This is a genomic window from Haloarcula sp. H-GB5 (assembly GCF_054850705.1).
Genome location: NZ_JBTWBG010000001.1, coordinates 1,411,105 through 1,432,481, shown reverse-complemented (window position 1 = coordinate 1,432,481; position 21,377 = coordinate 1,411,105). Strand labels below are relative to the sequence as shown.

At 64.5% G+C, this 21,377-nt stretch carries 26 protein-coding genes; 12 read left to right on the top strand and 14 right to left on the bottom strand.

The window, feature by feature from the left end:
* Positions 1-71: 71 nt before the first annotated feature.
* Complete coding sequence (locus ACYJ11_RS07580; protein ID WP_461647310.1) at positions 72-293, bottom strand: DUF7561 family protein; 222 nt, start codon at positions 291-293, stop codon at positions 72-74.
* A gap of 110 nt (positions 294-403) precedes the next feature.
* Here ACYJ11_RS07580 and ACYJ11_RS07575 point away from each other — a divergent pair, with 110 nt between their 5' ends.
* The 3 genes from ACYJ11_RS07575 to ACYJ11_RS07565 are packed head-to-tail and all read left to right on the top strand — an operon-like array spanning position 404 to position 3,114.
* Positions 404-1,390, top strand: a complete 987-nt coding sequence (locus tag ACYJ11_RS07575; RefSeq protein WP_461647309.1) for an NAD-dependent epimerase/dehydratase family protein — start codon at positions 404-406, stop codon at positions 1,388-1,390.
* Between the two features lie 54 nt (positions 1,391-1,444).
* A complete protein-coding gene (locus ACYJ11_RS07570) occupies positions 1,445-2,383 on the top strand; it encodes an NAD(P)H-binding protein (protein WP_461647308.1) in 939 nt (312 codons plus the stop codon).
* Positions 2,380-3,114: a DUF7530 family protein gene (locus tag ACYJ11_RS07565; RefSeq protein WP_461647307.1), complete on the top strand. Its 735-nt coding sequence runs from the start codon at positions 2,380-2,382 to the stop codon at positions 3,112-3,114. Before ACYJ11_RS07570 ends, ACYJ11_RS07565 begins: the two co-directional genes overlap by 4 nt.
* On the opposite strand, the gene ACYJ11_RS07560 is transcribed toward ACYJ11_RS07565, so the two are convergent.
* Positions 3,101-3,274 (bottom strand): DUF5786 family protein, encoded by a 174-nt coding sequence (locus ACYJ11_RS07560; RefSeq protein ID WP_004960301.1) that lies wholly within the window; start codon positions 3,272-3,274, stop codon positions 3,101-3,103. The two genes, ACYJ11_RS07565 and ACYJ11_RS07560, sit on opposite strands and share 14 nt — an antisense overlap.
* 154 nt (positions 3,275-3,428) lie before the next feature.
* Between ACYJ11_RS07560 and ACYJ11_RS07555 the strand changes: the two genes are divergently transcribed.
* The 4 genes from ACYJ11_RS07555 (at position 3,429) to ACYJ11_RS07540 (ending at position 7,898) form a co-directional block, all read left to right on the top strand.
* A complete protein-coding gene (locus ACYJ11_RS07555) occupies positions 3,429-4,403 on the top strand; it encodes a DUF5784 family protein (protein ID WP_461647306.1) in 975 nt (324 codons plus the stop codon).
* Positions 4,404-4,544: 141 nt separating this feature from the next.
* Entirely contained in the window at positions 4,545-5,540 is a 996-nt protein-coding gene (locus ACYJ11_RS07550) for an AAA family ATPase (RefSeq protein WP_461647382.1), read from the top strand.
* Between the two features lie 146 nt (positions 5,541-5,686).
* Positions 5,687-7,369: a thermosome subunit alpha gene (thsA, locus tag ACYJ11_RS07545; protein WP_005536589.1), complete on the top strand. Its 1,683-nt coding sequence runs from the start codon at positions 5,687-5,689 to the stop codon at positions 7,367-7,369.
* 304 nt (positions 7,370-7,673) lie between these two features.
* The gene (locus ACYJ11_RS07540) at positions 7,674-7,898 is read left to right on the top strand and encodes a hypothetical protein (RefSeq protein ID WP_188975980.1); all 225 of its coding nucleotides are present in this window, start codon (positions 7,674-7,676) and stop codon (positions 7,896-7,898) included.
* Positions 7,899-7,906: 8 nt separating this feature from the next.
* Here ACYJ11_RS07540 and ACYJ11_RS07535 read toward each other — a convergent pair whose 3' ends face one another.
* Genes ACYJ11_RS07535 through ACYJ11_RS07515 form a run of 5 tightly spaced genes read right to left on the bottom strand, consistent with a single transcriptional unit; the run spans position 7,907 to position 11,296 of the window.
* A complete protein-coding gene (locus ACYJ11_RS07535) occupies positions 7,907-8,368 on the bottom strand; it encodes a TIGR00725 family protein (protein WP_461647305.1) in 462 nt (153 codons plus the stop codon).
* 39 nt (positions 8,369-8,407) lie between these two features.
* Complete coding sequence (gene phaC, locus ACYJ11_RS07530) at positions 8,408-9,841, bottom strand: poly(3-hydroxyalkanoate) polymerase subunit PhaC (RefSeq protein WP_461647304.1); 1,434 nt, start codon at positions 9,839-9,841, stop codon at positions 8,408-8,410.
* Positions 9,842-9,843: 2 nt separating this feature from the next.
* Positions 9,844-10,389: a poly(R)-hydroxyalkanoic acid synthase subunit PhaE gene (locus tag ACYJ11_RS07525; RefSeq protein ID WP_005536593.1), complete on the bottom strand. Its 546-nt coding sequence runs from the start codon at positions 10,387-10,389 to the stop codon at positions 9,844-9,846.
* Positions 10,390-10,434: 45 nt separating this feature from the next.
* Positions 10,435-10,992 (bottom strand): hypothetical protein, encoded by a 558-nt coding sequence (locus ACYJ11_RS07520; RefSeq protein WP_005536594.1) that lies wholly within the window; start codon positions 10,990-10,992, stop codon positions 10,435-10,437.
* A gap of 7 nt (positions 10,993-10,999) precedes the next feature.
* Positions 11,000-11,296 (bottom strand): AbrB/MazE/SpoVT family DNA-binding domain-containing protein, encoded by a 297-nt coding sequence (locus ACYJ11_RS07515; RefSeq protein ID WP_188975973.1) that lies wholly within the window; start codon positions 11,294-11,296, stop codon positions 11,000-11,002.
* 300 nt (positions 11,297-11,596) lie between these two features.
* Between ACYJ11_RS07515 and ACYJ11_RS07510 the strand changes: the two genes are divergently transcribed.
* Entirely contained in the window at positions 11,597-12,142 is a 546-nt protein-coding gene (locus ACYJ11_RS07510; RefSeq protein WP_170097393.1) for a MaoC family dehydratase, read from the top strand.
* Between the two features lies 1 nt (position 12,143).
* On the opposite strand, the gene ACYJ11_RS07505 is transcribed toward ACYJ11_RS07510, so the two are convergent.
* The 5 genes from ACYJ11_RS07505 to ACYJ11_RS07485 all read right to left on the bottom strand — a co-directional run bounded on the left by ACYJ11_RS07505 (position 12,144) and on the right by ACYJ11_RS07485 (position 17,619).
* Positions 12,144-12,986 (bottom strand): alpha/beta fold hydrolase, encoded by an 843-nt coding sequence (locus ACYJ11_RS07505; RefSeq protein WP_461647303.1) that lies wholly within the window; start codon positions 12,984-12,986, stop codon positions 12,144-12,146.
* A 76-nt stretch (positions 12,987-13,062) separates the two neighbouring features.
* Positions 13,063-14,367 carry an oxidoreductase gene (locus ACYJ11_RS07500; RefSeq protein WP_461647302.1) on the bottom strand — a complete coding sequence of 435 codons (1,305 nt, stop codon included), beginning with the start codon at positions 14,365-14,367 and terminating at the stop codon, positions 13,063-13,065.
* Positions 14,364-14,651, bottom strand: coding sequence for a hypothetical protein (locus tag ACYJ11_RS07495; protein ID WP_461647301.1), 288 nt, complete (start codon positions 14,649-14,651; stop codon positions 14,364-14,366). The genes ACYJ11_RS07500 and ACYJ11_RS07495 overlap by 4 nt, the downstream gene beginning before the upstream one ends.
* A gap of 38 nt (positions 14,652-14,689) precedes the next feature.
* Positions 14,690-15,217, bottom strand: a complete 528-nt coding sequence (gene cgi121, locus ACYJ11_RS07490) for a KEOPS complex subunit Cgi121 (protein WP_461647300.1) — start codon at positions 15,215-15,217, stop codon at positions 14,690-14,692.
* Entirely contained in the window at positions 15,217-17,619 is a 2,403-nt protein-coding gene (locus ACYJ11_RS07485) for an ATP-dependent DNA helicase (RefSeq protein ID WP_461647299.1), read from the bottom strand. Before ACYJ11_RS07485 ends, cgi121 begins: the two co-directional genes overlap by 1 nt.
* Before the next feature lie 115 nt (positions 17,620-17,734).
* On the opposite strand from ACYJ11_RS07485, the gene ACYJ11_RS07480 reads away from it, so the two are divergent.
* Positions 17,735-17,980, top strand: a complete 246-nt coding sequence (locus ACYJ11_RS07480) for a ferredoxin (RefSeq protein ID WP_005536607.1) — start codon at positions 17,735-17,737, stop codon at positions 17,978-17,980.
* Here the strand turns inward: ACYJ11_RS07480 and ACYJ11_RS07475 are convergent.
* The gene (locus ACYJ11_RS07475; protein ID WP_461647298.1) at positions 17,970-18,416 is read right to left on the bottom strand and encodes a hotdog family protein; all 447 of its coding nucleotides are present in this window, start codon (positions 18,414-18,416) and stop codon (positions 17,970-17,972) included. The genes ACYJ11_RS07480 and ACYJ11_RS07475 overlap by 11 nt on opposite strands.
* Positions 18,417-18,500: 84 nt before the next feature.
* Between ACYJ11_RS07475 and ACYJ11_RS07470 the strand changes: the two genes are divergently transcribed.
* Entirely contained in the window at positions 18,501-19,970 is a 1,470-nt protein-coding gene (locus ACYJ11_RS07470; protein WP_461647297.1) for an MATE family efflux transporter, read from the top strand.
* A gap of 41 nt (positions 19,971-20,011) precedes the next feature.
* Here the strand turns inward: ACYJ11_RS07470 and ACYJ11_RS07465 are convergent, their stop codons facing one another.
* Positions 20,012-20,398 carry a RidA family protein gene (locus tag ACYJ11_RS07465; RefSeq protein ID WP_461647296.1) on the bottom strand — a complete coding sequence of 129 codons (387 nt, stop codon included), beginning with the start codon at positions 20,396-20,398 and terminating at the stop codon, positions 20,012-20,014.
* A gap of 71 nt (positions 20,399-20,469) precedes the next feature.
* Between ACYJ11_RS07465 and ACYJ11_RS07460 the strand changes: the two genes are divergently transcribed.
* Together ACYJ11_RS07460 and ACYJ11_RS07455 are read left to right on the top strand one after the other, a co-directional pair.
* Entirely contained in the window at positions 20,470-20,565 is a 96-nt protein-coding gene (locus tag ACYJ11_RS07460; RefSeq protein ID WP_004960365.1) for a hypothetical protein, read from the top strand.
* Positions 20,566-21,351, top strand: coding sequence for a DUF7089 family protein (locus ACYJ11_RS07455; protein ID WP_461647295.1), 786 nt, complete (start codon positions 20,566-20,568; stop codon positions 21,349-21,351).
* Positions 21,352-21,377: the final 26 nt, after the last annotated feature.

Here is a 21,377-nt window from a genome sequence, read left to right as displayed (position 1 = left end):
ACTTTGTTTTATCAGACTACTCGAATAGCGACAGCGTCCGGTTCGTAGTAACTCGGAGAAGAAAACAACGATCAGTCGTCAGACTGTCCGGAGAGTGCAGCCACGTCGGCCGCCGTCACGTCCCGGTCGTCGGGCAGCTGGTCGATGCAGTCATAACAGAGGAAATGCTCCGTGTCGTCGGCGAGTTCGAGGACAATACCTTCGGTCGGTCTGGACTCCTGCGACCAGATGTTAGCGATGCCGCCGGCTATCGAAACGTTCGTATCGCACCCGTCGCAGGCTCTGGAGGCCATTACCCGAGATTTATACGCTGTATACACTTCAAGGTAGCTGGCCCCTTCGAACAGGTCAGCGTGATTAACTCTCGACATACTTTTGTCGTCCGGTGGGCACCATCCAGATAATGCAAATACTGGTCACAGGGGGTGCCGGGTTCATCGGCGGTCACCTGGCACAGCGGTTCGCCGCCGACAGCCACGATGTCGTCGTGCTCGACAACCGCGACCCGTTCTACGATCTGGATATCAAGCATCATAACGTCGAAGCGGGGCGGGAGGCCGCCCGGAACAGCGACGGAAGCTACGAGTTCGTCGAGGGCGACGTGCGTGACGCAGAGCTGGTGACGGACCTCGTCGCCGACGCCGACTACGTCTATCATCAGGCCGCCCAGGCTGGCGTCCGACCGAGCGTCAAGAACCCGCGCAAGTATGACGAGGTCAACGTCGACGGCACGCTGAACCTCCTCGACGCCTGCCGCGACGAAGGTATCGAGCGGTTTGTGATGGCATCCTCTTCCTCTGTCTACGGGAAGCCACAGTACCTGCCCTACGACGAGCAACATCCCACGACGCCCGTTTCGCCCTACGGCGCGTCGAAGCTCGCCGCCGAGCGGTACGCCTGCGCTTACAGCGAGGTGTACGACCTCTCTACCGTAGCTCTTCGCTATTTCACCGTCTACGGCCCCCGGATGCGCCCGAACATGGCCATCTCGAACTTCGTCTCCCGGTGTCACAACGGCGAGCCGCCGGTCATCTACGGCGACGGGACGCAGACACGCGATTTCACCTACATCGAGGACGTCATCGACGCGAACATGACGCTGCTGCACGAGGACGCCGCCGACGGGCAGGCGATCAACATCGGGTCGACAGACAACATCGAGATCAAGACGCTCGCGACGGAGATCCGCGACCAGATCAACCCGGACCTCGATCTAGTCTACGAGGAACGCCACGACGCCGACGCCGAACACACCCACGCCGCGACCGACCGGGCCGAGGAACTGCTCGGCTACGACCCGGACCACACTATCCGGGAGGGTGTCTCGAAGTTCATCGACTGGTACCGCGACAACCGCGACTGGTACGAGCCGCTCGTTCGACAGTCCTGAGAGGCGACACGAACAGACCACGGTTTTAACCTCGTCCCGTCCTGCAGGAAGGGTATGCACGTGCTCGTGACCGGTGCGACAGGGTTTGTCGGGAGCCATCTCGTCCCGGCGCTCCTCGCGGCCGGTCACAGCGTTCGCGCCCTTGTTCGCGACCCGAGCGGGTACGACTCACCCGACGGCGTCGACGTGGTGACAGGTGACCTGCTCGATGCAGGCAGTTTCGACGCCGGTCTCGACGGCGTCGACGCCGCGTACTATCTGGTCCATTCGATGCGTGCCGGAAGCGACTACGCCGAGCGGGACCGGCGGGCGGCGCGGAACTTCCGTCGAGCCGCTGACGAGGCCGGCGTCGACCGGGTCGTCTACCTCGGCGGCCTCGGCGAGGACGACGAGACGCTGTCGGAACACCTCCGGTCGCGCCGTGAGGTCGAATTCATTCTCCGGGACGGCGAATACGACCTGACGACGTTCCGGGCGGCTATCATCATCGGCGCGGGTTCGGCGAGCTTCCGGATGATACGCGAGCTAACAACGCGATTGCCCGTGATGCTGACGCCGCGCTGGGTGCGGACAGACTGTCATCCGATCGCGATTGACGACGTCATCTCGTATCTGGTCGATGTGCTCGATAAGCCGGAAACGGCCGGCGAAACCTACGAGATCGGCGGGCCAGAGGTACTGACATACGCTGAGATCCTGAAACGGACGGGCCGACTCATGGGGACCGGTGAGCCGACAATCGTGCCGATACCGGTGTTGACACCGAAGCTGTCGGCGTACTGGGTCGCCCTCATGACCGACGTGCCCTCGAGCGTCGCCCGCCCGCTCATCCACGGCCTGAAGACGCCGGTGGTCGCAGACACCGAGGCGGCTCAGACAGAGTTCACCGTTGACCCGACATCGTTCGCAGATGCGGTCAGGCTGGCCCTCAGCGAACCGCGGAGTCGAGATGCGGCACAGGCGGCCGCGGCCACGGGTGGTGCCGGCAGATGAGCGGTGATAGCGCTCGACCCGAGTACGGCGAGACGTGGGTGTACGAGAGTATTATCGGCGCATTGCCGGGGATTCGGCTCCCGACGTGGGCCGCGATGGCGATTCAACTACTCGTCTTCGAGGTTGCCATCGTCGCCCTGTCGTGGTACTACGAGGTCTGGAGCGCCGCAATCGCCGGAACGGTCGTCGTGTTCGTCGCGACCATCGGAAGCGCGGAGATGCTCCGTATCAGCACGCTCATCCGCCGTATCGACGTGCCACCGACTTACCGTGCGCTGCTGTTCGCCTCGAACGTGGAAGTCGTGTTGTCCGTCCTCGCGTACATCGCCCTGCTCACACATCTGTTCGTGTTCGACCCGCAGGTCAGCTCGATGCCACTGCTCAACCGACTGTTCGGGTCGGAGCCGCCGGTACTGGTCGTATACCTGACGCTACTCATCCTCTGGGACGTGAGTTACCGCATCGGGACGGGCTGGTGGGCCAGCGTCACGGGCCTGTGGCGGTCGGCTCGCTACCGGTTCGATCCCGAGACAGCGCGGGTGTTCATGCGGGCCGATCTAGAGATATGGGGCTTTGGCGTCCTCCAGCTCGTGCTCGTGCCGTTCGTGCTCGACCAGCCGGTGCTGCTCGCGGCGCTGGTCGGCCATGTGATAGCCGTGACTGCCGTGACAGCCGTCTCTGTCGGACTATTGCGCTACCGGTCGAGAACGACCGCAGTCAGTCGGAGTTAATCTGCTTGAACTGGTCGAGCAACTCTTCTGTCGACTCGTCACCGTCGTAGTCGACGCTCCCGTGGTATGTACTCCGGTCGTCGTCTTCCGACAGTTCGACCTCGCTGTTCTTGCGTTCACGGCGTTCGTGTTCGTCGTCGTCGTACGCTCCCATCGACATAGGTTACCACGGTGAAAATTGGCTGGTAGTGACTATCAATGTAACGGTGGTCACAGAAACCGTACCACACGGGCAACAGAGCAGCCGAACGGTCCAAAAGAGGGTGTTTCGACAGGGCGGAACGCCCAAGACCACTGACCATCTACACAACGCTGTGGCTGGTCCCTTACGTCTGCGACAGTCGAACGAGCGATGGAGCGAAAAGCGGGTCCGGACGGACCTGCTGACACCGCTGCAGAACACATTCGGTGCGACGATGAACGGCCCGTGGTTCGCTCCGCCGGAGGGCTGGGCCGCCCGCCGACTGGAGATGGACAACGGCGATCTGGCGCTGTTTTGCTGGAACGGCCAGCGGGCGTACTGGGTCGGAAATACGGAGACACCGGAGACACTGTGGCGGACGGAGAAGTACACGTTCGACGAGGTGCCCGACGAGATTAGCGAGTGGGTCCAGCGCGAACTGTTCGCCCAGCTAGAGGTGGAAGACCCGTGGCTCACCGAGTACGAGGCGCTGGCGCACTTTTTCTTGCCCGTGTTTCTCTCCAAGGACGGCCGGGAGTCGACACGGAGGTTCTTCCGGGAGCACGCCGGCGGCTTTCCCGACGCCGATCGAGCGAACGGGCTGGCGTTCTACGACGACTTCCTGGCGACCGGCGCACTGGATGACTATCGCTACACGATGGCGAGCAAACTCGGGACCAGCGAGGGCTTTGACCTCTCGCGGATGCGGGCGACGATGGGCGAGTTCAACGTCGCCAAACTGCTCGTCGACGCGGGCAACGACATCACCCCCGAAGTCGAACTGGACTCGGGCCACTCCGTCGACTTCCGGGTCGAAGACACACTCGTCGAGGTCACGCGCCCCCGGCCGCCGTCCCGACGGCAGGTCGACACTGCCGTCGGCGCGGTGAAGGCGTCCGGCGACGCGAAGACACGCGACCAGCTAGCAGCCCACCCCGGTGCGGTCCTCGTGGTCGACTGCAGTTCTTTCCCGGACGACGACTGGCGGCGAGTCTACGGCGAACAGCCGGATGTGGGGTACTCGCCGACTATCGTGTTCCGTGCTCGCCCGGACGGCAGCATGGAAGGGTACGCCTACGGCTCGGTTCCGTTCCCGCTCCCGTTCTAACACAGTAAGTCGCGTTATCTTCCCCGAAATTCGGGGCGTAACATATAACGCGCCGGACCGGCAAGGCTGAGAGAGATAGCCGTGGTGGACGACACAGAGCAACCGAAGACCAGCGGTTCGGGGCAGTCGGTCTCGGAGGTGATGGACCGGCTCGAATCGCTCCGGTCCGAAGAGGAGGACCGTGCCGAGAGCGCCACTGCTGGCGTCCTGCTGGACCAGTTGGAAGAGGTCGAACAGCGGCTGCTGGCCTTCGGCGAGGCGCTGGGCGGCACTGCCGACACCGTGACAGACCTCCCGTTTACCGAGGAAGCCGGGCTGGACCACATGCCCGAGCCGCTGTACGTCCGCCACGACACCGAGATGCTGAATCAGGTCACGTCGTGGCTCCTCCAAGACCAGCACATCGGGTTAGTGAGTCCCTACGGCACGGGAAAGACGGCGTTCCGTGAAATCGTGCTGCGGGACCTCTCGAAGCACGAGGGCTTTGTCATCACGCACCTCGATAACCCCCGTGAGACGACGCCCCGAAAACTGTACCAGACGGTGCTGACAGCCGCCTACGCCGCGGGCTACTCCATCGACCAGCGCAACTACTCACAGGTCCGTGACGGAATTCCGTGGGCGACTGCAGAGGCGAAAGACGCCGTCCACGAGATCGTCCGTCGCGTGCGCGAGGACGAGAAAACGCTCCTGCTGGTCGTCGACGAGATCGAGGTGCTTGAGGCGGACCTGCTGTCGCCGCTGCAGGTGGCCGGCGACGCCGGCGTTCGGCTGTTCCTCACCGGGACACCGGAGGGGAAACGGCGCGTCGCCGAGATCCGCGGAACGCTCGACTCCCGACTGCGGTACTACGAGGGCATCGACCCGTTCTCGCCGGACGACGTGGCCGAGTACGCCGCCCGCTCGCTGGCGTACTTCCGAGACGAACCGTACGAGGGGCAGGCCCCGGATCTGTTCACCCGGGCCGCAATCGAAGATATCCACGAGCGGACGGAGGGCAATCCCCGGGAAGTCCGCATCGAGTGTCGCGAACTGTTCACAAGGGCGGCGTTCGTCTGGTACCGGACCGGACAGGACATCTCCCGCATCCAGATTACGCCGGAGTTGCGCCACCGGCGGTTCGGAATGGGCCGCTGAGCGTTCCTGAGTGGGTATATAAACCACCCACGTTAGGTAGTATCACACCGTCGAGTGTGGCATGCAGTAAGGCGATATGGCGGCTGTGACCACAGCATTTATATAGAATCACATTCAATCATCGTTTGACTATGGCTCAACAGCAGATGGGCAACCAGCCCATGATTGTACTTTCCGAGGAGTCCCAGCGGACATCCGGAAAGGACGCGCAGTCGATGAACATCACGGCCGGGACGGCCGTCGCCGAGGCCGTTCGGACGACACTGGGTCCGAAGGGCATGGACAAGATGCTCGTCGACAACTCGGGCTCGGTCGTCGTCACGAACGACGGCGTCACCATCCTCGACGAGATGGACATCGAGCACCCCGCCGCCAACATGATCGTCGAGGTCGCCCAGACCCAGGAAGACGAAGTGGGCGACGGCACGACCACGGCGGTCGTCATGGCCGGCGAGCTCCTCTCGAAGGCCGAGGAACTCCTCGACCAGGACATCCACGCTAGCATCCTGGCTCAGGGGTACCGCCAGGCCGCCGAGAAGGCCAAGGAAATCCTCGAAGACAACGCCATCGACGTCGACGCCGACGACACGGAGACCCTCGAAAAGGTCGCCGCGACCGCGATGACCGGCAAGGGCGCGGAGTCCTCCAAGGACGTCCTCGCCGAGCTCGTCGTCCGCGCCGCACAGTCCGTCGTCGACGACGACGGCAGCGTCGACACCGACAACATCCAGATCGAAACCGTCGTCGGCGGCGCAACCGACGAGTCCGAACTCGTCGAAGGCGTCATCGTCGACAAGGAACGCGTCCACGACAACATGCCGTTCGCCGTCGAGGACGCCGACGTTGCCCTGCTCGACACGGCCATCGAAGTTCCGGAAACGGAGCTCGACACCGAAGTCAACGTCACTGACCCCGACCAGCTCCAGCAGTTCCTCGACCAGGAAGAGGAACAGCTCAAGGAGATGGTCGACAAGCTCAAAGAAGCCGGTGCTGACGTCGTCTTCTGCCAGAAGGGCATCGACGACATGGCCCAGCACTACCTCGCCCAGGAAGGTATTCTCGCTGTTCGCCGCGCCAAGAAGTCCGACATCGAGGCCCTTTCGCGCTCGACCGGCGCGCGCATCATCTCGAACATCGACGACATCGAAGCCGACGACCTCGGCTTCGCCGGCTCCGTTGCCCAGAAGGACATCGCTGGCGACGAGCGCATCTTCGTCGAGGACGTCGAGGACGCCCGCGCTGTCACGATGATCCTCCGCGGCGGCACCGAACACGTCGTCGACGAAGTCGAGCGCGCCATCGAGGACTCGCTCGGCGTCGTCGCCGCCACGCTGGAGGACGGCAAGGTCCTGCCCGGCGGCGGTGCCCCCGAGACGCAGCTCGCACTCGGCCTGCGCGACCACGCCGACTCCGTCGGTGGCCGCGAACAGCTCGCCGTCGAAGCGTTCGCCGACGCCATCGACGTCATCCCGCGCACCCTCGCCGAGAACGCCGGTCTCGACCCGATCGACTCGCTGGTCGACCTCCGCAGCAAGCACGACGGTGGCGCAGTCACCTCCGGGCTTGATGCCTACACTGGCGAGGTCGTCGACATGGAAGAGGACGGCGTCGTCGAGCCTCTCCGTGTCAAGACCCAGGCCGTCGAAAGCGCAACCGAAGCAGCCGTCATGATCCTCCGCATCGATGACGTCATTGCTGCTGGCGACCTCAAGGGTGGCCAGGGCGACGACGACGAGGACGAAGGCGGACCTGGCGGCCCAGGCGGCGCGCCCGGCGGCATGGGCGGCGGCATGGGCGGTATGGGCGGCGGTATGGGCGGCATGATGTAAGCCACCTTTTTGTGCAGGGGCCTCGGGCGCTTCGCGCCCTCAACCCCCGCGCAAAAACGTGGGCGAAAAAGGCGGAATCGCCGCAAAGCGGCGATTCCGAGAACCGCGGCCTTCGGCCGCGGATGCCTGCCTCGCCCGTCGACCTCGTGAAGAATCGGTGCGATTCTCTATTTTTGTTTTCAGTATAGGTGGATAACGACACTATGCCGATAGCGTGGCCGCGGTGAACGCCGTCTCGCCCCCAAGAATCCTACTATCACGAAGTAGACGCCACGGTCAAACCGACGCACTCCCTTGAGTCGGTATGGACCTGACGCGGACCGAACGGCGGCTGCTATGGACTGGAACGGCGTTGGCTGGCGTGCTTCATCTGCTTGTTCCGGGGCTGTTACTGTCGCTGGCACGGCTGGGCTATCGCTGGGCACTGTCGGTGGAGTTCACGCCGCAGGACGGGGCCCGTCGCCGGGTCAGGCTGCTTGGCGTTGGGAACCTCGTTGTTGCAGCGGTGCTGAGACGGCTACTCGACTGAAACGGCGGCTACTGCACGGCTGACTCGACGTGTTCGACGGCCTCAGCAGGGGTGTCGACGTGTTCGATGGCGTCGCCGCCGGCCACGCTATCGAGGCGGTGGGTTCCGAGCCCGGCGACCGGTCGGTCTATGTCGAGGGCGTGGCCGAGTTCCGAGAGCGTCCCGGTGCCGCCGTCGATAGCGATGACGGCCGCGCCGTTCATCACGACGAGGACGTTGCGAGCGTTTCCGAGTCCCGTCGCAATAGCAGTCTCGACGTAGTCGTTTGCAGCGGCCCGGCGCTCACCAGGGAGGATACCGACAGTGTGACCGCCGGCCTCGCTCGCACCCCGACAGGCCGCCTCCATCACGCCAGTGAGGCCGCCACAGACGACATCGTGGCCATGCTCACCGAGTCGCCGCCCGACCTCCCGTGCCTGCTGGTACTGTTCGTCGGTAACTGTCGAGCCGCCGATGACGGAAACGCGCATAGCTACTCGTGCAGCGGGAAACAGAAAAACAGCGCCGGATTACAGCTGGTCGAGCCAGTCCTGCGCGCGGGATTCGGTGGTCTCGGCGATGTCAGCCAGTTCAGCCGCGTCGTAGTCAGCCAGGTCCGCAACGCTGTGGATGCCGGCGTCGTGCAGACGGTCGGCGTAGGTCGGGCCGATACCGGAGACGCTATCCACATCGGCAGGTCCGTCAGTCGCGTCGTCTTCGTTCTCAGTAGCGTCGGCATCGACATCGTCAGTCGCGTCGACGTCGATCTCGGTGGGTTCCGACTGGTCTACCGCGTCGTCTGCAGCCGCTTCGGGGGATTCGACCTCGATGTCGACTTCCTCGCCCCCTTTGCTGCGCTCCGAGTACCACTCGGCGACCTCGGGCCAGAGGTCGGCGTGAGTCGACGACGAGACGGAGAGTCCGATGTGGCCCGTCGAGAACTCGATGGTACGCGTGTCGTTGCTGGCGATGACGTCGTTGAACGGCTTGGAGGCCTCCGGCGGAATGAGGTGGTCGTATTCACCCATGAGCTGGAGGACAGGCATGTCGATGTTGTCCAGGTCGACGTGCTTGCCGTCGAGTTCCAGTTCGTTCCGATAGAGCTTGTTGTCCTGGTACACGTCTTCGAGGAACTGAACGTAAGCCTCGCCGGCTACGTCGATACCATCGCCGAGCCACTTCTCCATCCGGCCGAAGTTCTCGACGAAGCCTTCGTTCTCCATGTTCTCCGAGAACCGGATGTACTTCGTGACGTAGTTCTCGACAGGGTCCATCAGCGCGAAGCCGATGTCAAGCATATCGGAGGGGACGTTGCCGAACGTGTCGACGACGTCCTGCGGGGAGTAGTACTCCTCGGAGCCCCACTCTTCGAGGACGCCGCCGGTGTGGTCGAAGCACAGCCCAGCGGCCATCAGGCCCAGAGTATTGACCTTCTCTTTGTGGAGCGCGGTGTACATTACCGACATCGTCCCGCCCATACAGTAGCCGAGGATGTTGATCGCGTCCTGCCCGGAGCGCTCGCGGACCACGTCGACGCAGTTGTCCATATAGCGGTTGACGTAGTCGTCGAGGGTGAGATGCTGGTCAAGCCGCGAGGGCTCGTTCCAGTCGATGAGGTACACGTCGTGGCCCGCCTCAAGCAGGCGTCGGACGACCGACCGCTCCTCTTGCAGGTCAAGGATGTACGGCCGGTTGATGAGGGCGTAGACGATGAGGATCGGCACGTCCTCCTTCTCCTCTTCGGGTACCTCGATGCCGGCAGCCTCGGCGTCGTAATGGAGGAGTTCGAGCTTGTTCTCCTCGTACACGACGTTACTCGGCGTCTGGCCGACTTCGACGGACTCCAGCAGTTCCAGTCGCTCGTCGGCGATCTGACTGGTCTCGGCAGCGTCAGTCATGTTCTCCAGTGTCTTGCGCTGCCAGTTGAGCGCGGCCTCGAACGGATTGAAGGGATTGCTTGACATGATTACTCTTCTAAGTGTTCGAGGACGCGGTCGAGCTTCTGTTCGACCGCGTGCTGGCGGCGCTCAAGCTCGATGAGTCGCTCGCCGATCTCGTCGACATCGTCCCGCGTCGGGAAGCCGAGCTGTTCCAGCGTGTCCTGGCTCAGGTCGTCTGCTTCCTGTTGCATCTCCATCATCGACTCGACGAGCTGGCCGTTCGCGGCCGCGAAGGCCGAGGTGCCCATAACGTGTTTGAACGCCTCGTTGGCGGACTGCAGCCAGATGTCACGGAATTCGGCGGGGTCGACGTCTTCGCCCCGAGCGGCGTCGGTCGAGCGTTCGACCATCTGCTCGGCGGCGTCCATCCACTCCTCGTAGGCGCGGTTGTACCCGTCCATCCCGTCGGCAAGGTCCTCCTGCTCCGGGATCGTATCTTCGACGGCATCGGCCCACGACTCCACGAAGGCTGCCTGAGCCTTCATGTTCTGCTCCATCGAGTCAGCGACCGCGTTGTTCATCTCCTCAACCATCTCCGTCCATTCCTCCTGAATGTCGTTTGTGTTACTCATAATAGTACCTCGGCGGCGGGCGCACAAAAAAACCGACTGTCGTTCTTACGCTTCGACGTCGACAGCGTCGGCAGCTTCGGCCTGCACTTCCTCGACCTGCTCCTGGATTTCCTCGACCTGCTCCTGCACTTCTTCGAGCTGCTCGCCGAACTGCTCGGCGGCCTCGACGGACTGCGCTTCGAGTTCCTCGTGGGCCTCGACGAGCATGTCGACCTGGTCGTTGACGGCGGCGACGTACTCGTCAGTCATCTCGTCGTAGGTGTCGACGCCCTCTTCGAGCTCCGTTTCCATGTTGTCGAACAGTTCGGCGTGGTTCTCGAGCAGGAAGTCGAACTGCTCGTCGACGGTCTCGCGGATCTGCTCGACAGTTTCGGTCATGCCGGGCATCGTCGACGCCATCGCGTCGAGGTAGCTGTGGAACGCGGTCTGCTGGAGCTCGACACCGCGGCGCTGTGCCGACTCCTGTGTGTCGAGGCTGTCAATAACCGCGTTGTTGACGTTCTGCTGGAAGGAAACGCTCTGTTCGAGCGCCTTCTGGCTCTGCTCGATCGTCGCACGCTGCATCTCGAACGCTGTCGTGACGGGGGTTGTGTAGTCTACCATTGTTGGATTACTCGCTGTTGTTAGTGACCGGGAGGACGACGGCTTGAACGATATCGCCTTCGTCGATGCCCAGCGCCTCTCGCTCCGCATCGGGGATGCTGATCCGACCCCCGCTCTGCACGCGGGTCTTGAACGTCGCCATCTGACTCATGGCACCGAGCTGATTCATATCGAAACTCGGCATGCCACCGTTGGCGAACATCTGTTTCATCAGCTGCTGTTGCTGTTCCATCGCGTTCTCGCTCGCCTGTTGCATCCCCTTGAACATCGGAGGCCACATCAGGCCATCATCCTCGTCGGCCATCGGTCAACTACATGTACTCTCCTCAACAATATAAAGCTTCCGCCAAAAACCATTGAGTACCATTGAATGGTAGAGGATGGTATTAGCGGTTCAGGAGCGTCGAGGAACGTGCTACGCCCTGCAGCATCGGTAACCGGAACCCCAAATACGCGTCTGACGCCCGTTAGACGGCGTTTACCGACAGCTGAGGCGAAACCAACACCAAGGTTTAATACTCCGACCAATAAACTACCAGAACAGATGAGTTCTGAATCGCCACGGAACCCGCTGTTAGACACATGGACTGAAACATCGTCACATATGTTCAACAGCGTCGTCGCAGCTAACCGGGCAGCGTTCGCCGCGTTCGGCGTCCAGCAGGAGGACGAAGACGGCGTAACGCCCGCAGACCGTATCGAACCGGACGAAGACCTCCCCGAATGGCACGTCTCGATCTCCGAAGACCACCCGGGCCGCCTCGGCGTCGGCGACCACGTCGATTTCACGAAGACGATCTCGGAAAACGACGTGCGACAGTTCGCTGCCGCGAGCGGCGACACGAACCCGCTTCACTTGGACGACGAGTTCGCGGAGCAGACACGCTTCCGCGGCCGTATCGCCCATGGGACACTTGTCGGGAGCCTCATCAGCGCGGCGCTGGCACGGCTGCCGGGGCTGACTATCTATCTCTCGCAGGATCTAGAGTTCCACAACCCGGTCCGTATCGGCGACCGGCTCACTGCCGAATGTGAAATCGTCGAGGACCTCGGGGACGAACAGTACCGGCTGACCACACGCGTCCTCGTTGACGACGAAGTCGTCATCGACGGCGAAGCGGTCGTCCTCATCGACGAACTGCCGGAATAACTCAGCAGAACGCTCGCACCGCTCGGTTGAAACGGTCGGGGTGTTCCCGCGGCGGACAGTGCCCGCAGTTCTCGAAGATTTTCAGCGTGCTATCGGTAACCGTTCCAGCCGCCTGCTCGGACCACCGACGGGGGAGCAGTGGGTCGACGGCCCCGTGAATCAGCATCGTCGGCACGTCTATCTCAGCTAACCGGTCGGAGTAATCAGTTCGGAAGCCACACCACCGGAACTCGCTGCGCTGCCAGCGCCGCATCGCCCGGACGGTCTGTCGGTCGACGGCGCTGTCGACATCCTCGACCAGTTGCTGGGGCGGCTCTCCGGGACCCATGCTTCGGAGACTGTTTCTGATCGCCGACTGGGACGATCCGACGCCCTGCCAGAGCATATTGCCGAGTATCGGTGTCTGCAAGACGCTGCTGGCTGCCGTGCGCCAGTAGGCGTCGGCTCCCAGGCCATAACTGTCGACCAATACCAGCCGCTCGACGGGGCCGCCATCGAGCGCGTGGCCGAGTGCGATTGCACCACCCATCGAGAGGCCGGCCAGCGCGGGCTCCTCGATGCCGAGCGCATCGATGAACGCGGACAGCGTCTCAAGGTAGTAGTCGGTCGTGTACGCGCAATCCGGTTTGTCGCTGTCGCCGTGACCCGGCAGATCGAGCGCATACACCGTTCGCTCCGGTGCGAGTGCGGGCAGTGCGTGTCGCCACGAGACGGTCGCGGCGTCAAGCCCGATACCGTGGAGAAACACCATCGGCGGCCCCTCGCCGCCGGTCCGGTAGTGAATATCGACGTCCGCGCCGTCGACTGACAGCTCGACGCGTTCGGACGAAATCCCTGTAGTCATCGGCGTTCGTTCGGGACCGAGCGCGTATGAGCCTTTGTATCCGCTCAGTGACGACGACCGCGGTATCCAAGGGCGGTCACTCGGTTCGCTCGTAGGCACCATCCCGCCGGATTCGGGCCTGCTCGCGGACGACAGCCGGCGTCCGGCAGCGGCCCGGTTCACCGGTGACTTGCGGCACAGTACAGTTGTTACAGCTCTCACACAGCGCGTCCGCACCATCGAGCAGGCGCGCACCGAGCCGCGGCTCCGCGTAGAAGGGGCGGGCCATCCCGACCGCATCGGCGGCGGGCACGGCCCCGGTCGCGCCGAGATACCGGTCGCAATCGGCACGCGTTCGCAGCCCGCCTTCCAGCAGGACCGGTACATCCACGCGCTCACGGACTGCCCGACAGAAGTCGGCGTTCCAGCCCGGGTCGCGGCTGAACCGACGGGCCTGCAGTCGATTGAGCAACCGGACAGCACGCGCTCGTAGTCGGCTACCGAAGACCGCCGCGTAGTCGTCCTGCAGGTCGCTCGCGTCCCAGGCTCGTTCCGGGAACGCGCCGCGGACGATGCTCATGTCCCAGAACGGGGACACCTCGACCGGGACGAGGCCGTCGTAGCCGATGGCCGCCGCCCGCTCAGCGATGGCCAGACCGTCCGCTCGGGAAAGATGCCGTCGAACGAAACTCGGCGCAGCGGTCTCGGCTGGTACCTTCGTGACCAGCGGCACGTCGCCGGCGTGTTCTCGGACGGCGTCGTGGATTGCTTCGAGGAACCGGACGCCGTCGCCGAACTCGTCGTTCCGACGGTTGTAGAACGGCGAGAGGAACTGCTGGATCAGGCTCATGTTCGCCGCCGAGAGGTGGATGCCGTCGTAGCCCGCGTCGACGGCGTAGCCGGCACAGCGCCCGAACTGCTCGGCTATGTCCCACACTTCATCCGTCGAGAGCACATCCGGCTGGAGCGAAATCAGCCCAGCTCGGTCCAGCGCCCGGAGCTGCCACGGCGGACGGCTGACGGCAAGCTGGCGCTGGTCCGGATGGTTCTCGCGGTATCCGGCATGCCACGTCGCCATACTCCGGAGGCCACCGTGGGCCAGTTGGAGAAAGACCCGGCCGCCGTGGTCGTGAATCGCCCCAGTGAGCCGTTCGAGCCGCTCGACGAAGGCCGGGTCGTGAACCCGTGTCATGTTCGGCGCGGCACAGCCGCCGCGGTCAGTGACGATGCTCGCCCCCTGGAAGAGGAGACCGACACCGGAGGCTGCTGTCGGTTCGAGTTCGTCGATGAGTGTGTCGACAGCGGCCTCACCGTTGCCGGCACACTCCAGTACCGGTGCGCGATACAGCCGGTTGGGGACCTCGACACCGCCGATCTGCAGCGGCGTCTCCAGCGCGGTCACGACTGCTCGCGCTCGTCGAACGTTGCCTCAGTACTGGCGCTGTCCTGCGGTGTCACCTGCTGGATGGCCGCCCGGACCTCCGTCGGTGAGTCGAACTCCCCGTCGGTGCTGCGCTCGATTGCGGCGGAGAGGTCCTCGGCGGGCGGGTCAGCGCTGCCGTACTCGTCTGCCAGTTCCTCCACGCGGACCGGGTACGCGGCCCCACCGGTGGTGCGGTCGACCGTCGCCTCAACCCGGCGGGCACGCTCGCTGGCCCGCTGCCGTGCCGTCCGCTGTGGGTCCATGTGTGTTACTAACACAGCCGTCGTCAAAAATACTATCACTACTTTTCGACCGGGAGCAACGCGACGCGCTCCCGGACGGCGTCAGGAAGCCCGCCGGCCGTCGCGGTGAGTTCGGTGTCCGTCACGTCAAAGAACGACCGGACGCGGTCGGCGTCATACTCGCCAAGCGTCGGTTCGGAGTCGAGGTGGTCGCGAACGTCGTCTATGGCTGCCTCGACGCTGGCTTTCCGCTCCGTTCCTGCGTGAGAACCGTCCCCCTCAGTGTCGAGAACGACAGCGACGACAGGGCAGCTCCCTTCGCTGACACCCATCGTCAGCGCGCGGTTGATCTGCCGGCGGCCGGCCGCGTACAGCAGGATTTCGACGCCGAAGTCCTCGGCGATGGCGTCGCCCCGGTCGTGAGCCCGTGTTGCGAGTTCGACGGCCAGTTCGAGATGTGCGCGGTCTACGACGTAGCGGGCGTCGAACGCCTGTACCGTGACGCCGTGGCGGTCGCCGATTGTACTGAGCGTCTCCACGAACGTTCCCACGTCGTCAATTTCAGCAGTGCCTTCGACGACCTGCATTAGAAATCACCCAGACTGGACTGGTCATCGCTGGCTGTCGATTCAGCGGTCGTGTCCTCGTCTGCACCGTCGTCGAGGTCGATAGACACGTCGGGCGCGGGCTCGACACCCTCCATCGATGGGTCCCGGTGGCCGGCATTTTCCAGTACGTTCTCGGCCGTCTTCCGGCGACCCCTGAGCGCCGCCAGCACGACGGCTTTGTCGGCGTCCCGGAGCTGTGCACGGTCGGTGATACCGGCCTGGAACAGCCGCCGGGCGCGCTTGCGGCCGACACCGCGGACGCCGGCCAGGTCGACCAGTTCTTCCCGAACGCCATGTTCGACGCGGATGCGGGCCTCGCTGATGGCCCGGGCGGCATCCAGATCGACCTCGCTGGCCAGCGATTCGGCGGCCCCAAGCAGCCACTGGGCCGTCTCGACCTTTCCGCGGATGTCGCCCGGGCCGACGCCGTACCGCTCCGTGATGGTCGCCTCGTCGACCTCCGTGGCCCAGTCTTCGAGCAGGCGGGCGGTCTTCAGCGCCGAGAGCCAGTCCTCGAAGCGGCCCTCCTCGAACTCCGAGGGGGTGGGTCCGAGCAGTTCGTCTTCGCGCTCGAACAGCTCCATTTCGTACTCCTCGCGGTCGCCCGAGCGGAGATACAGCTGGTACATATCCGGCGTCCGCGAGACGAGATGGTACAGGCCCAGTGCGGAGATGTCGTCCGGGTCCCTGTCAGCGTCGTCGCTCTCGTCAGCGTCCTCAGCGAGTTCGCTGGCGGTTGTGAAGCCGCTGTCAGCCGGCGGTTCCGCGGGCGTCTCAGCCGGCGACCCGCTGGCCGAGGTGCTATCGCTGGCACCCCGTTCCCAGTCCCGCAGGCCGTCGACGATTTCGGCGGCGCTCATCGGGTCCAGATAGAGTCGCGAGACGGTGTGACCGAGCGAGGTAGCGTCGAGTTCACCAGCTTCGATTTCAAGGAAGTCATTGCGCTGGAGGTACGTGAGCACGTCGTCGACGACGCGTTCGAGCTGGCCGCTGTCGTCGGTCTGGCTGGCGTACAGCGTCTGTTCGAGGAACTCAAGCAGTCCCTCGCGCGAGCGGGCGAAGCCAGAAGCGACCGTCGCGAGGATATGGGTCCGCAGGGCCGGTTCAGCCGCGAGTTTCGACCGAACCGGCTCCGGGTCGGCCCAGACGTAGCGCTCAAACAGTTCGTCCACTTCGTCGTGGCTTGAGGCGATGAGGACCGCCTCGCCGTAGGGGTCGAGCCCCGGGCGGCCGGCCCGGCCCATCATCTGATGGACTTCGAGCACCGACAGCGGGGCCATCCCGCCAGCCGAGCCGTCGTAGCGCCGCCAGTCGCGGACAACGACACGCCGGGAGGGCGTGTTGACCCCGGCCGCGAGCGTCGGCGTCGCACAGACGACCTTCACCAGCCGATCCCGGAACGCGTCCTCGACAAGTTCGCGGTGGCCTCGCGAGAGGCCAGCGTGGTGAAACGCCGCGCCGTCGGCGACAGCGTCCGCGAGGTCGTCGCTCGTCTCCGTGTCGCTCACGTCTCGGATCTCCTCGGCGATGTCGGCCAGTTGGTCGCGCTCTTCGGTAGTGAGATGTGGCCGAACCGTGTTCGCCAGTCGGCCCGCCGCCGCCTCGGCGTTGCGCCGAGAGTTGACGAACACCAGCGTCGAGCCGTCGTCCTCCAGCGTGTCGCGGACGATAGCCGCCGTCTGCTTCTCGTTGTTCTGCACCGAGAGGCGTTGCTGGCTCCCGTCTTCGAGATGCAGCGCCTGCCCGTAGTGGACCCCCTTCTGGAGGTCGATGGGCCGCCAGTCGGAGTCGACGAGCCCCGCATCAAGCCACGTCGCCAGCGCTTCGGCGTTGCCGATAGTCGCCGACAGCGCGACAGTCTGCAAGTCAGGATTGAGCCGGCGGAGTTTCGCCAAGGTCACCTCCAGTGTCGGCCCCCGCTCGCCATCGTCGACGAGGTGGACCTCGTCAGTAACGACACAGGTGAGGTCCTCGATCCAGGGCGCGTCGTTCCGGACCAGCGAGTCCACCTTCTCGCTGGTGGCGACGACGATGTCCTTGTCCGCGAGCCATCCCCCCTCGGACTCGTAGTTCCCCGTCGAGACGCCGATGTCGAGGCCGTACTGCTCGAACTCCTCGAAGTCGGCCTGCTTCTCGCTGGCCAGCGCTCGCAGTGGAACGATGTACAGCGCTTTGCCGCCGCGGGCGACCGAGGAGAGCATCGCTAGCTCGGCGATGAGGGTCTTTCCGCTCGCTGTCGGAATCGATGCGACCAGATTCTCCCCCTCGGTGACGCCGGCCTCGACGGCTTCGGCCTGTGGCGGGTACAGCTCCTCGATGCCGTCGTCGCGCAGGTGGTCCGGGAGCCACTCGGGCACGCCCGGCAGGTCCGCAACGTCCATTACACCCCGCTTGGGTCCTGCCCCGATTTAAACTGTCGCACTGCAACCGCTTCCACCCGCAGGCGAATCGAGCACCGAGGGGAACGCCTTTGGACACGAGCGGCCAACACGAGGTATGCGAGTCGAGTACGACTACGACACCTGTATCGGGATGTTCCAGTGTGTCGCGGAGTGGGACGCCTTCGAGCGCGACGAGGACGCCGGCAAAGCAGTGCTGGCGGACAGCGAGGAACAGGAAGAAGACGTGTTTGTTCGGGAGGTTCCCGACGACGCCGAACTGGACGCAAAGTTCGCCGCCCGGTCCTGTCCGGTCGACGCTATCACACTTTACGACGACGACGGCGAACAGCTCATTCCCTGATTAGTCCCTCGACGGTCGCTTCAAGCACGACGGGTCCGGCGGTATCGCCGTCAGCCTGCTTCGCCGCGGCTGTGTCGGCCTGACCGGGGTCATCGCCGCAATTGACGCGCTGGACGGTCACATCACCGACGAGGGCGACGCCGCCATCGGTATCTGGGTCGGCGCTCACAATAGTTAGTTCACAGACCAGCGTCTCGCCGGTGTACACCGGACGCTGGAACTGCAGGTCCATCCGCGAGGCAAGCACTTCTAGATCACCGCCGATGCTGGTCAGCAGTGACGCGGTGAGCAACCCCTGGACCATCCGCCGGCCGTCTCCATCAGGCTCCGTGTGGCGGGGCTGGTCGTCTCCGGAAAGAGCAGCGAACTGGTCGACGTCTTCGGGCTGAAACATCCGGGTTTCGGTGAACGTCTCACCGACTTCGACGGGAGGCATATGCTGGGTTGTCGGCACTTTGGGGCAAAAATCCCCGGCCTCGTCCCGAAACCCACAGGGGGCTGGGCTCCTCAAATCAGAGCGATGTCGAATGGTGGCCCCCTCCGCCGCTTGCTGACTGCGTTCCCCGCATTGCTGGCCAGTGCAGGCCTCGTCGACCGCAAGAAGGCGACGGCCGCGACCGACCTCGCCGCGCCGGTGATGGTGACGGGCGGCCTCCGTATCCTCCTGCGCCTCGCCGACTTTCTAATGGTCGGTCTGGCGCTCGGTGACGCGGCCATCGCCGGCCTCGAACTCGGCTTCCAGTACTACTTCGTCGGATTCGGGCTCTCGCTGGCGGTCTCCTCCGGGACGATCAGCGTCGTCTCGCGGTTGCAGGGGGCCGATCAGCCTGAACGGGCGAACCTCGCGGTCAAGCAGTCGCTGTGGCTCGCGTTGCTCGTCTCCCTACCGCTGTCGGCGCTGTGTTGGCGCTATCCGGAGCTACTGGTAGGGATTCTCACCGACGACGCGGCGACGATCCGGTTCGGCGCGACGTATCTCGCCATCGTGATGCTGTCGCTGGCCCCGCGGTTCTGGAGCATGGTCGCCGCCCGGGCGCTGGCGGGCAGCGCCGATACCCGAACGCCGATGTACGTCCGCCTGCTTACGCTGCCGACGAACGTCGCACTCAACGCCGTCCTCATCTTCGGCGTCGGCCCGTTCCCCGAACTCGGCATCGCCGGTGCGGCGTGGGGGACAGCCATCGCGAACACGCTCGCGGCAGTGATTTTCCTCGGACTGTTGCTGTCCGGGCGCTACGTCGTCACGCTCCGACCCGGCGGGACGCAGTTCAGCGTCGACCTCATGCGCGAAATCGTCCGCGTCGCCCTACCATTGTCCGGAATGCGGCTACTGCAGACGTTCGCCCGCTTCCCGTTCCTGTTCATCCTAGGCGTGCTGGGGACGCCAACGCTCGCGGCCTACGCAATCGGCCGCCGAGTCATGCTACTCGCGCTGATGCCGGCGTGGGGGTACGCCACCGCCGCGTCAACCCTGGTCGGGCAGTCGCTGGGTGCTGGGGACGAAGGAGAGGCGACCGCCTACGGCTGGCAGACGCTTCGCGTCGCGCTCGCCGTCCAGCTCGTCGCGGCGGTCCTGCTCGTGGTGTTTGCCCGCCCCATCGTCGCCCTGTTCGGGACCGCCTACCCCGACCTGGCGGCGGCGTTCGTCCGGGTGTTCGGCCTGCTCGTCGCCGGCTTCTCCATCTCCCGGACGATGCGGGGCAGCCTTCGGGGTGCCGGCGACACCCGCTGGCCGCTGTACGGGACATTCCTGGGCGGTTACTGTTACCGGCTCCCCGTCGCCGCCCTCGCCCTGCCGTCGTCGTTTGTCGTGACGGTTCCGGTCCTCAATATCGCCGTCTCGCCGGGATTGGGACTCGGACTACCGGCGATCTTCGCCGCGCTCGTCGGCGACTTCTACCTGAAAGCCGCGGTCAACGCGGGCCGGTTCTGGTCCGGCGGGTGGCGCGACGTGGCCAGACGATCGGGCGTCGGTACGGCCGACGACTGACGCCGGAGGCTATCAGCCACACCGGCCCGCTGTCGACCGCTTCACTCGACCTGCGCAACGGCTTCGACCTCGACGACGGCCTCGGGTGTTGCCAGCCCGCTCACCTCGACCATCGTCGCAACGGGGCGGACATCCTCGAAGAACTCGCTGTGGGCCTCGCCGACCTGTTCCTGATCGTCGATGTCGGTGACGTACATCCGGGTCTGGACGACATCCTCGGTGGCGGCGTCGAGGGCTGTCAGTGCGTCCGAGACGATGTCGAACGCGTGTTTCGTCTGTTCGTAGGGGTCGCCCGGCGCGACAACCTCGCCATCGTCATCCGTGGCGATGGTGCCGGCGACACGGACGGTATCGCCAGTGCGTATCGCTCGCGAGTAGCCAACCTGCTGTTCCCAGGCAGTCCCCGTCGAAGTGCGTTCGCGACGCATACTCGATACTCGCTTCGGACCCCGAAAATCGTTTCTCAAGTTTTAATGTCCGGCCCGAGATACTCATTGGCATGAGCAAGGCCACAAAAATTGTCCTCGGAACAATCGGCGTGTCGGCACTACTGTCGGTCGGCATCATCATCAACCTCGTCCTGTTCTCGGCGTAGATGTTCACCGAGCGCTCACTGGCCGGCGAGCTGCCGGCCGTACGTGACGCCTACGCCCCAAAGGCGCTCGTATTGAACTGCGACCGTGACTTCGAGACGCTGGACCCCGCAGTCGCCGAGGAACTCCTGCTGGTGACCGACAGCCTCGATCAGATTTCTTACGACGGTGCGTGGCTCCCGACCACAGCGCCAGAAGTGCTACAGGAGTACATCGGGAACAGCCTCACCATCGGGATGCCCGGCGACGGCGGCGTCGCCTGGACGCGACAGACGGTCCCACCCTGCGTGTTCGTCAAGCCGCGACTGGAAACGTCGCCGGACGACTTCGTCTCGTTTCTCGTCGCCGAGGCGCTCGTCGAGGTCAGCCTCGACGAACCCGAGCATTTTCTGGGTTTCTTCGGCGAGCGCTATCCGGATTTCGTGGCCGCCACCGAAGACCACCTCGATTCGAACGCCCGGTACCAACTCGCAGCGGCGGTGTACACGGCGTATCTGGGCCTGCAGGCCCGCGCGGAGTTCACCGACTGGGCCGACGACTATCCGGATCTGTACGCGGCGTGGGACGACGCCGGCGAACGCCTGCAACCCCGCCTCGACGATCTCCCCAGCGAGATCGCACAGGGCCAGACGGAGTTCGCCGCGGCCGCCGAACTCGCCTGCAGCGGCGTCAAGCACGGACTCGACCTGCCCGCACCGTTTGCCGCGCTCGACACGGACGCCTATCTGGAATACGGCGCTGACTACGCCGTCCAGTGGGCCGAGACGACGTTCGAGAAGATGGAGTAACGGAGTGCCGTTTCGGTACACCAGCA

Excerpts from the sequence above, each read along its gene's own strand:
- ACYJ11_RS07460 (WP_004960365.1), top strand. The coding sequence starts at position 20,470 with ATGAGCAAGGCCACAAAAATTGTCCTCGGAACAATCGGCGTGTCGGCA.
- phaC (WP_461647304.1), bottom strand. The coding sequence starts at position 9,841 with ATGTCAAGCAATCCCTTCAATCCGTTCGAGGCCGCGCTCAACTGGCAG.
- ACYJ11_RS07550 (WP_461647382.1), top strand. The coding sequence starts at position 4,545 with ATGGACCGGCTCGAATCGCTCCGGTCCGAAGAGGAGGACCGTGCCGAG.
- ACYJ11_RS07465 (WP_461647296.1), bottom strand. The coding sequence starts at position 20,398 with ATGCGTCGCGAACGCACTTCGACGGGGACTGCCTGGGAACAGCAGGTT.
- cgi121 (WP_461647300.1), bottom strand. The coding sequence starts at position 15,217 with ATGCAGGTCGTCGAAGGCACTGCTGAAATTGACGACGTGGGAACGTTC.
- ACYJ11_RS07575 (WP_461647309.1), top strand. The coding sequence starts at position 404 with ATGCAAATACTGGTCACAGGGGGTGCCGGGTTCATCGGCGGTCACCTG.
- ACYJ11_RS07480 (WP_005536607.1), top strand. The coding sequence starts at position 17,735 with ATGCGAGTCGAGTACGACTACGACACCTGTATCGGGATGTTCCAGTGT.
- ACYJ11_RS07570 (WP_461647308.1), top strand. The coding sequence starts at position 1,445 with ATGCACGTGCTCGTGACCGGTGCGACAGGGTTTGTCGGGAGCCATCTC.
- ACYJ11_RS07525 (WP_005536593.1), bottom strand. The coding sequence starts at position 10,389 with ATGAGTAACACAAACGACATTCAGGAGGAATGGACGGAGATGGTTGAG.
- ACYJ11_RS07560 (WP_004960301.1), bottom strand. The coding sequence starts at position 3,274 with ATGTCGATGGGAGCGTACGACGACGACGAACACGAACGCCGTGAACGC.
- thsA (WP_005536589.1), top strand. The coding sequence starts at position 5,687 with ATGGGCAACCAGCCCATGATTGTACTTTCCGAGGAGTCCCAGCGGACA.
- ACYJ11_RS07505 (WP_461647303.1), bottom strand. The coding sequence starts at position 12,986 with ATGACTACAGGGATTTCGTCCGAACGCGTCGAGCTGTCAGTCGACGGC.
- ACYJ11_RS07495 (WP_461647301.1), bottom strand. The coding sequence starts at position 14,651 with ATGGACCCACAGCGGACGGCACGGCAGCGGGCCAGCGAGCGTGCCCGC.
- ACYJ11_RS07535 (WP_461647305.1), bottom strand. The coding sequence starts at position 8,368 with ATGCGCGTTTCCGTCATCGGCGGCTCGACAGTTACCGACGAACAGTAC.
- ACYJ11_RS07475 (WP_461647298.1), bottom strand. The coding sequence starts at position 18,416 with ATGCCTCCCGTCGAAGTCGGTGAGACGTTCACCGAAACCCGGATGTTT.
- ACYJ11_RS07510 (WP_170097393.1), top strand. The coding sequence starts at position 11,597 with ATGTTCAACAGCGTCGTCGCAGCTAACCGGGCAGCGTTCGCCGCGTTC.
- ACYJ11_RS07540 (WP_188975980.1), top strand. The coding sequence starts at position 7,674 with ATGGACCTGACGCGGACCGAACGGCGGCTGCTATGGACTGGAACGGCG.
- ACYJ11_RS07470 (WP_461647297.1), top strand. The coding sequence starts at position 18,501 with ATGTCGAATGGTGGCCCCCTCCGCCGCTTGCTGACTGCGTTCCCCGCA.
- ACYJ11_RS07565 (WP_461647307.1), top strand. The coding sequence starts at position 2,380 with ATGAGCGGTGATAGCGCTCGACCCGAGTACGGCGAGACGTGGGTGTAC.
- ACYJ11_RS07515 (WP_188975973.1), bottom strand. The coding sequence starts at position 11,296 with ATGGCCGACGAGGATGATGGCCTGATGTGGCCTCCGATGTTCAAGGGG.
- ACYJ11_RS07580 (WP_461647310.1), bottom strand. The coding sequence starts at position 293 with ATGGCCTCCAGAGCCTGCGACGGGTGCGATACGAACGTTTCGATAGCC.
- ACYJ11_RS07520 (WP_005536594.1), bottom strand. The coding sequence starts at position 10,992 with ATGGTAGACTACACAACCCCCGTCACGACAGCGTTCGAGATGCAGCGT.
- ACYJ11_RS07455 (WP_461647295.1), top strand. The coding sequence starts at position 20,566 with ATGTTCACCGAGCGCTCACTGGCCGGCGAGCTGCCGGCCGTACGTGAC.
- ACYJ11_RS07485 (WP_461647299.1), bottom strand. The coding sequence starts at position 17,619 with ATGGACGTTGCGGACCTGCCGGGCGTGCCCGAGTGGCTCCCGGACCAC.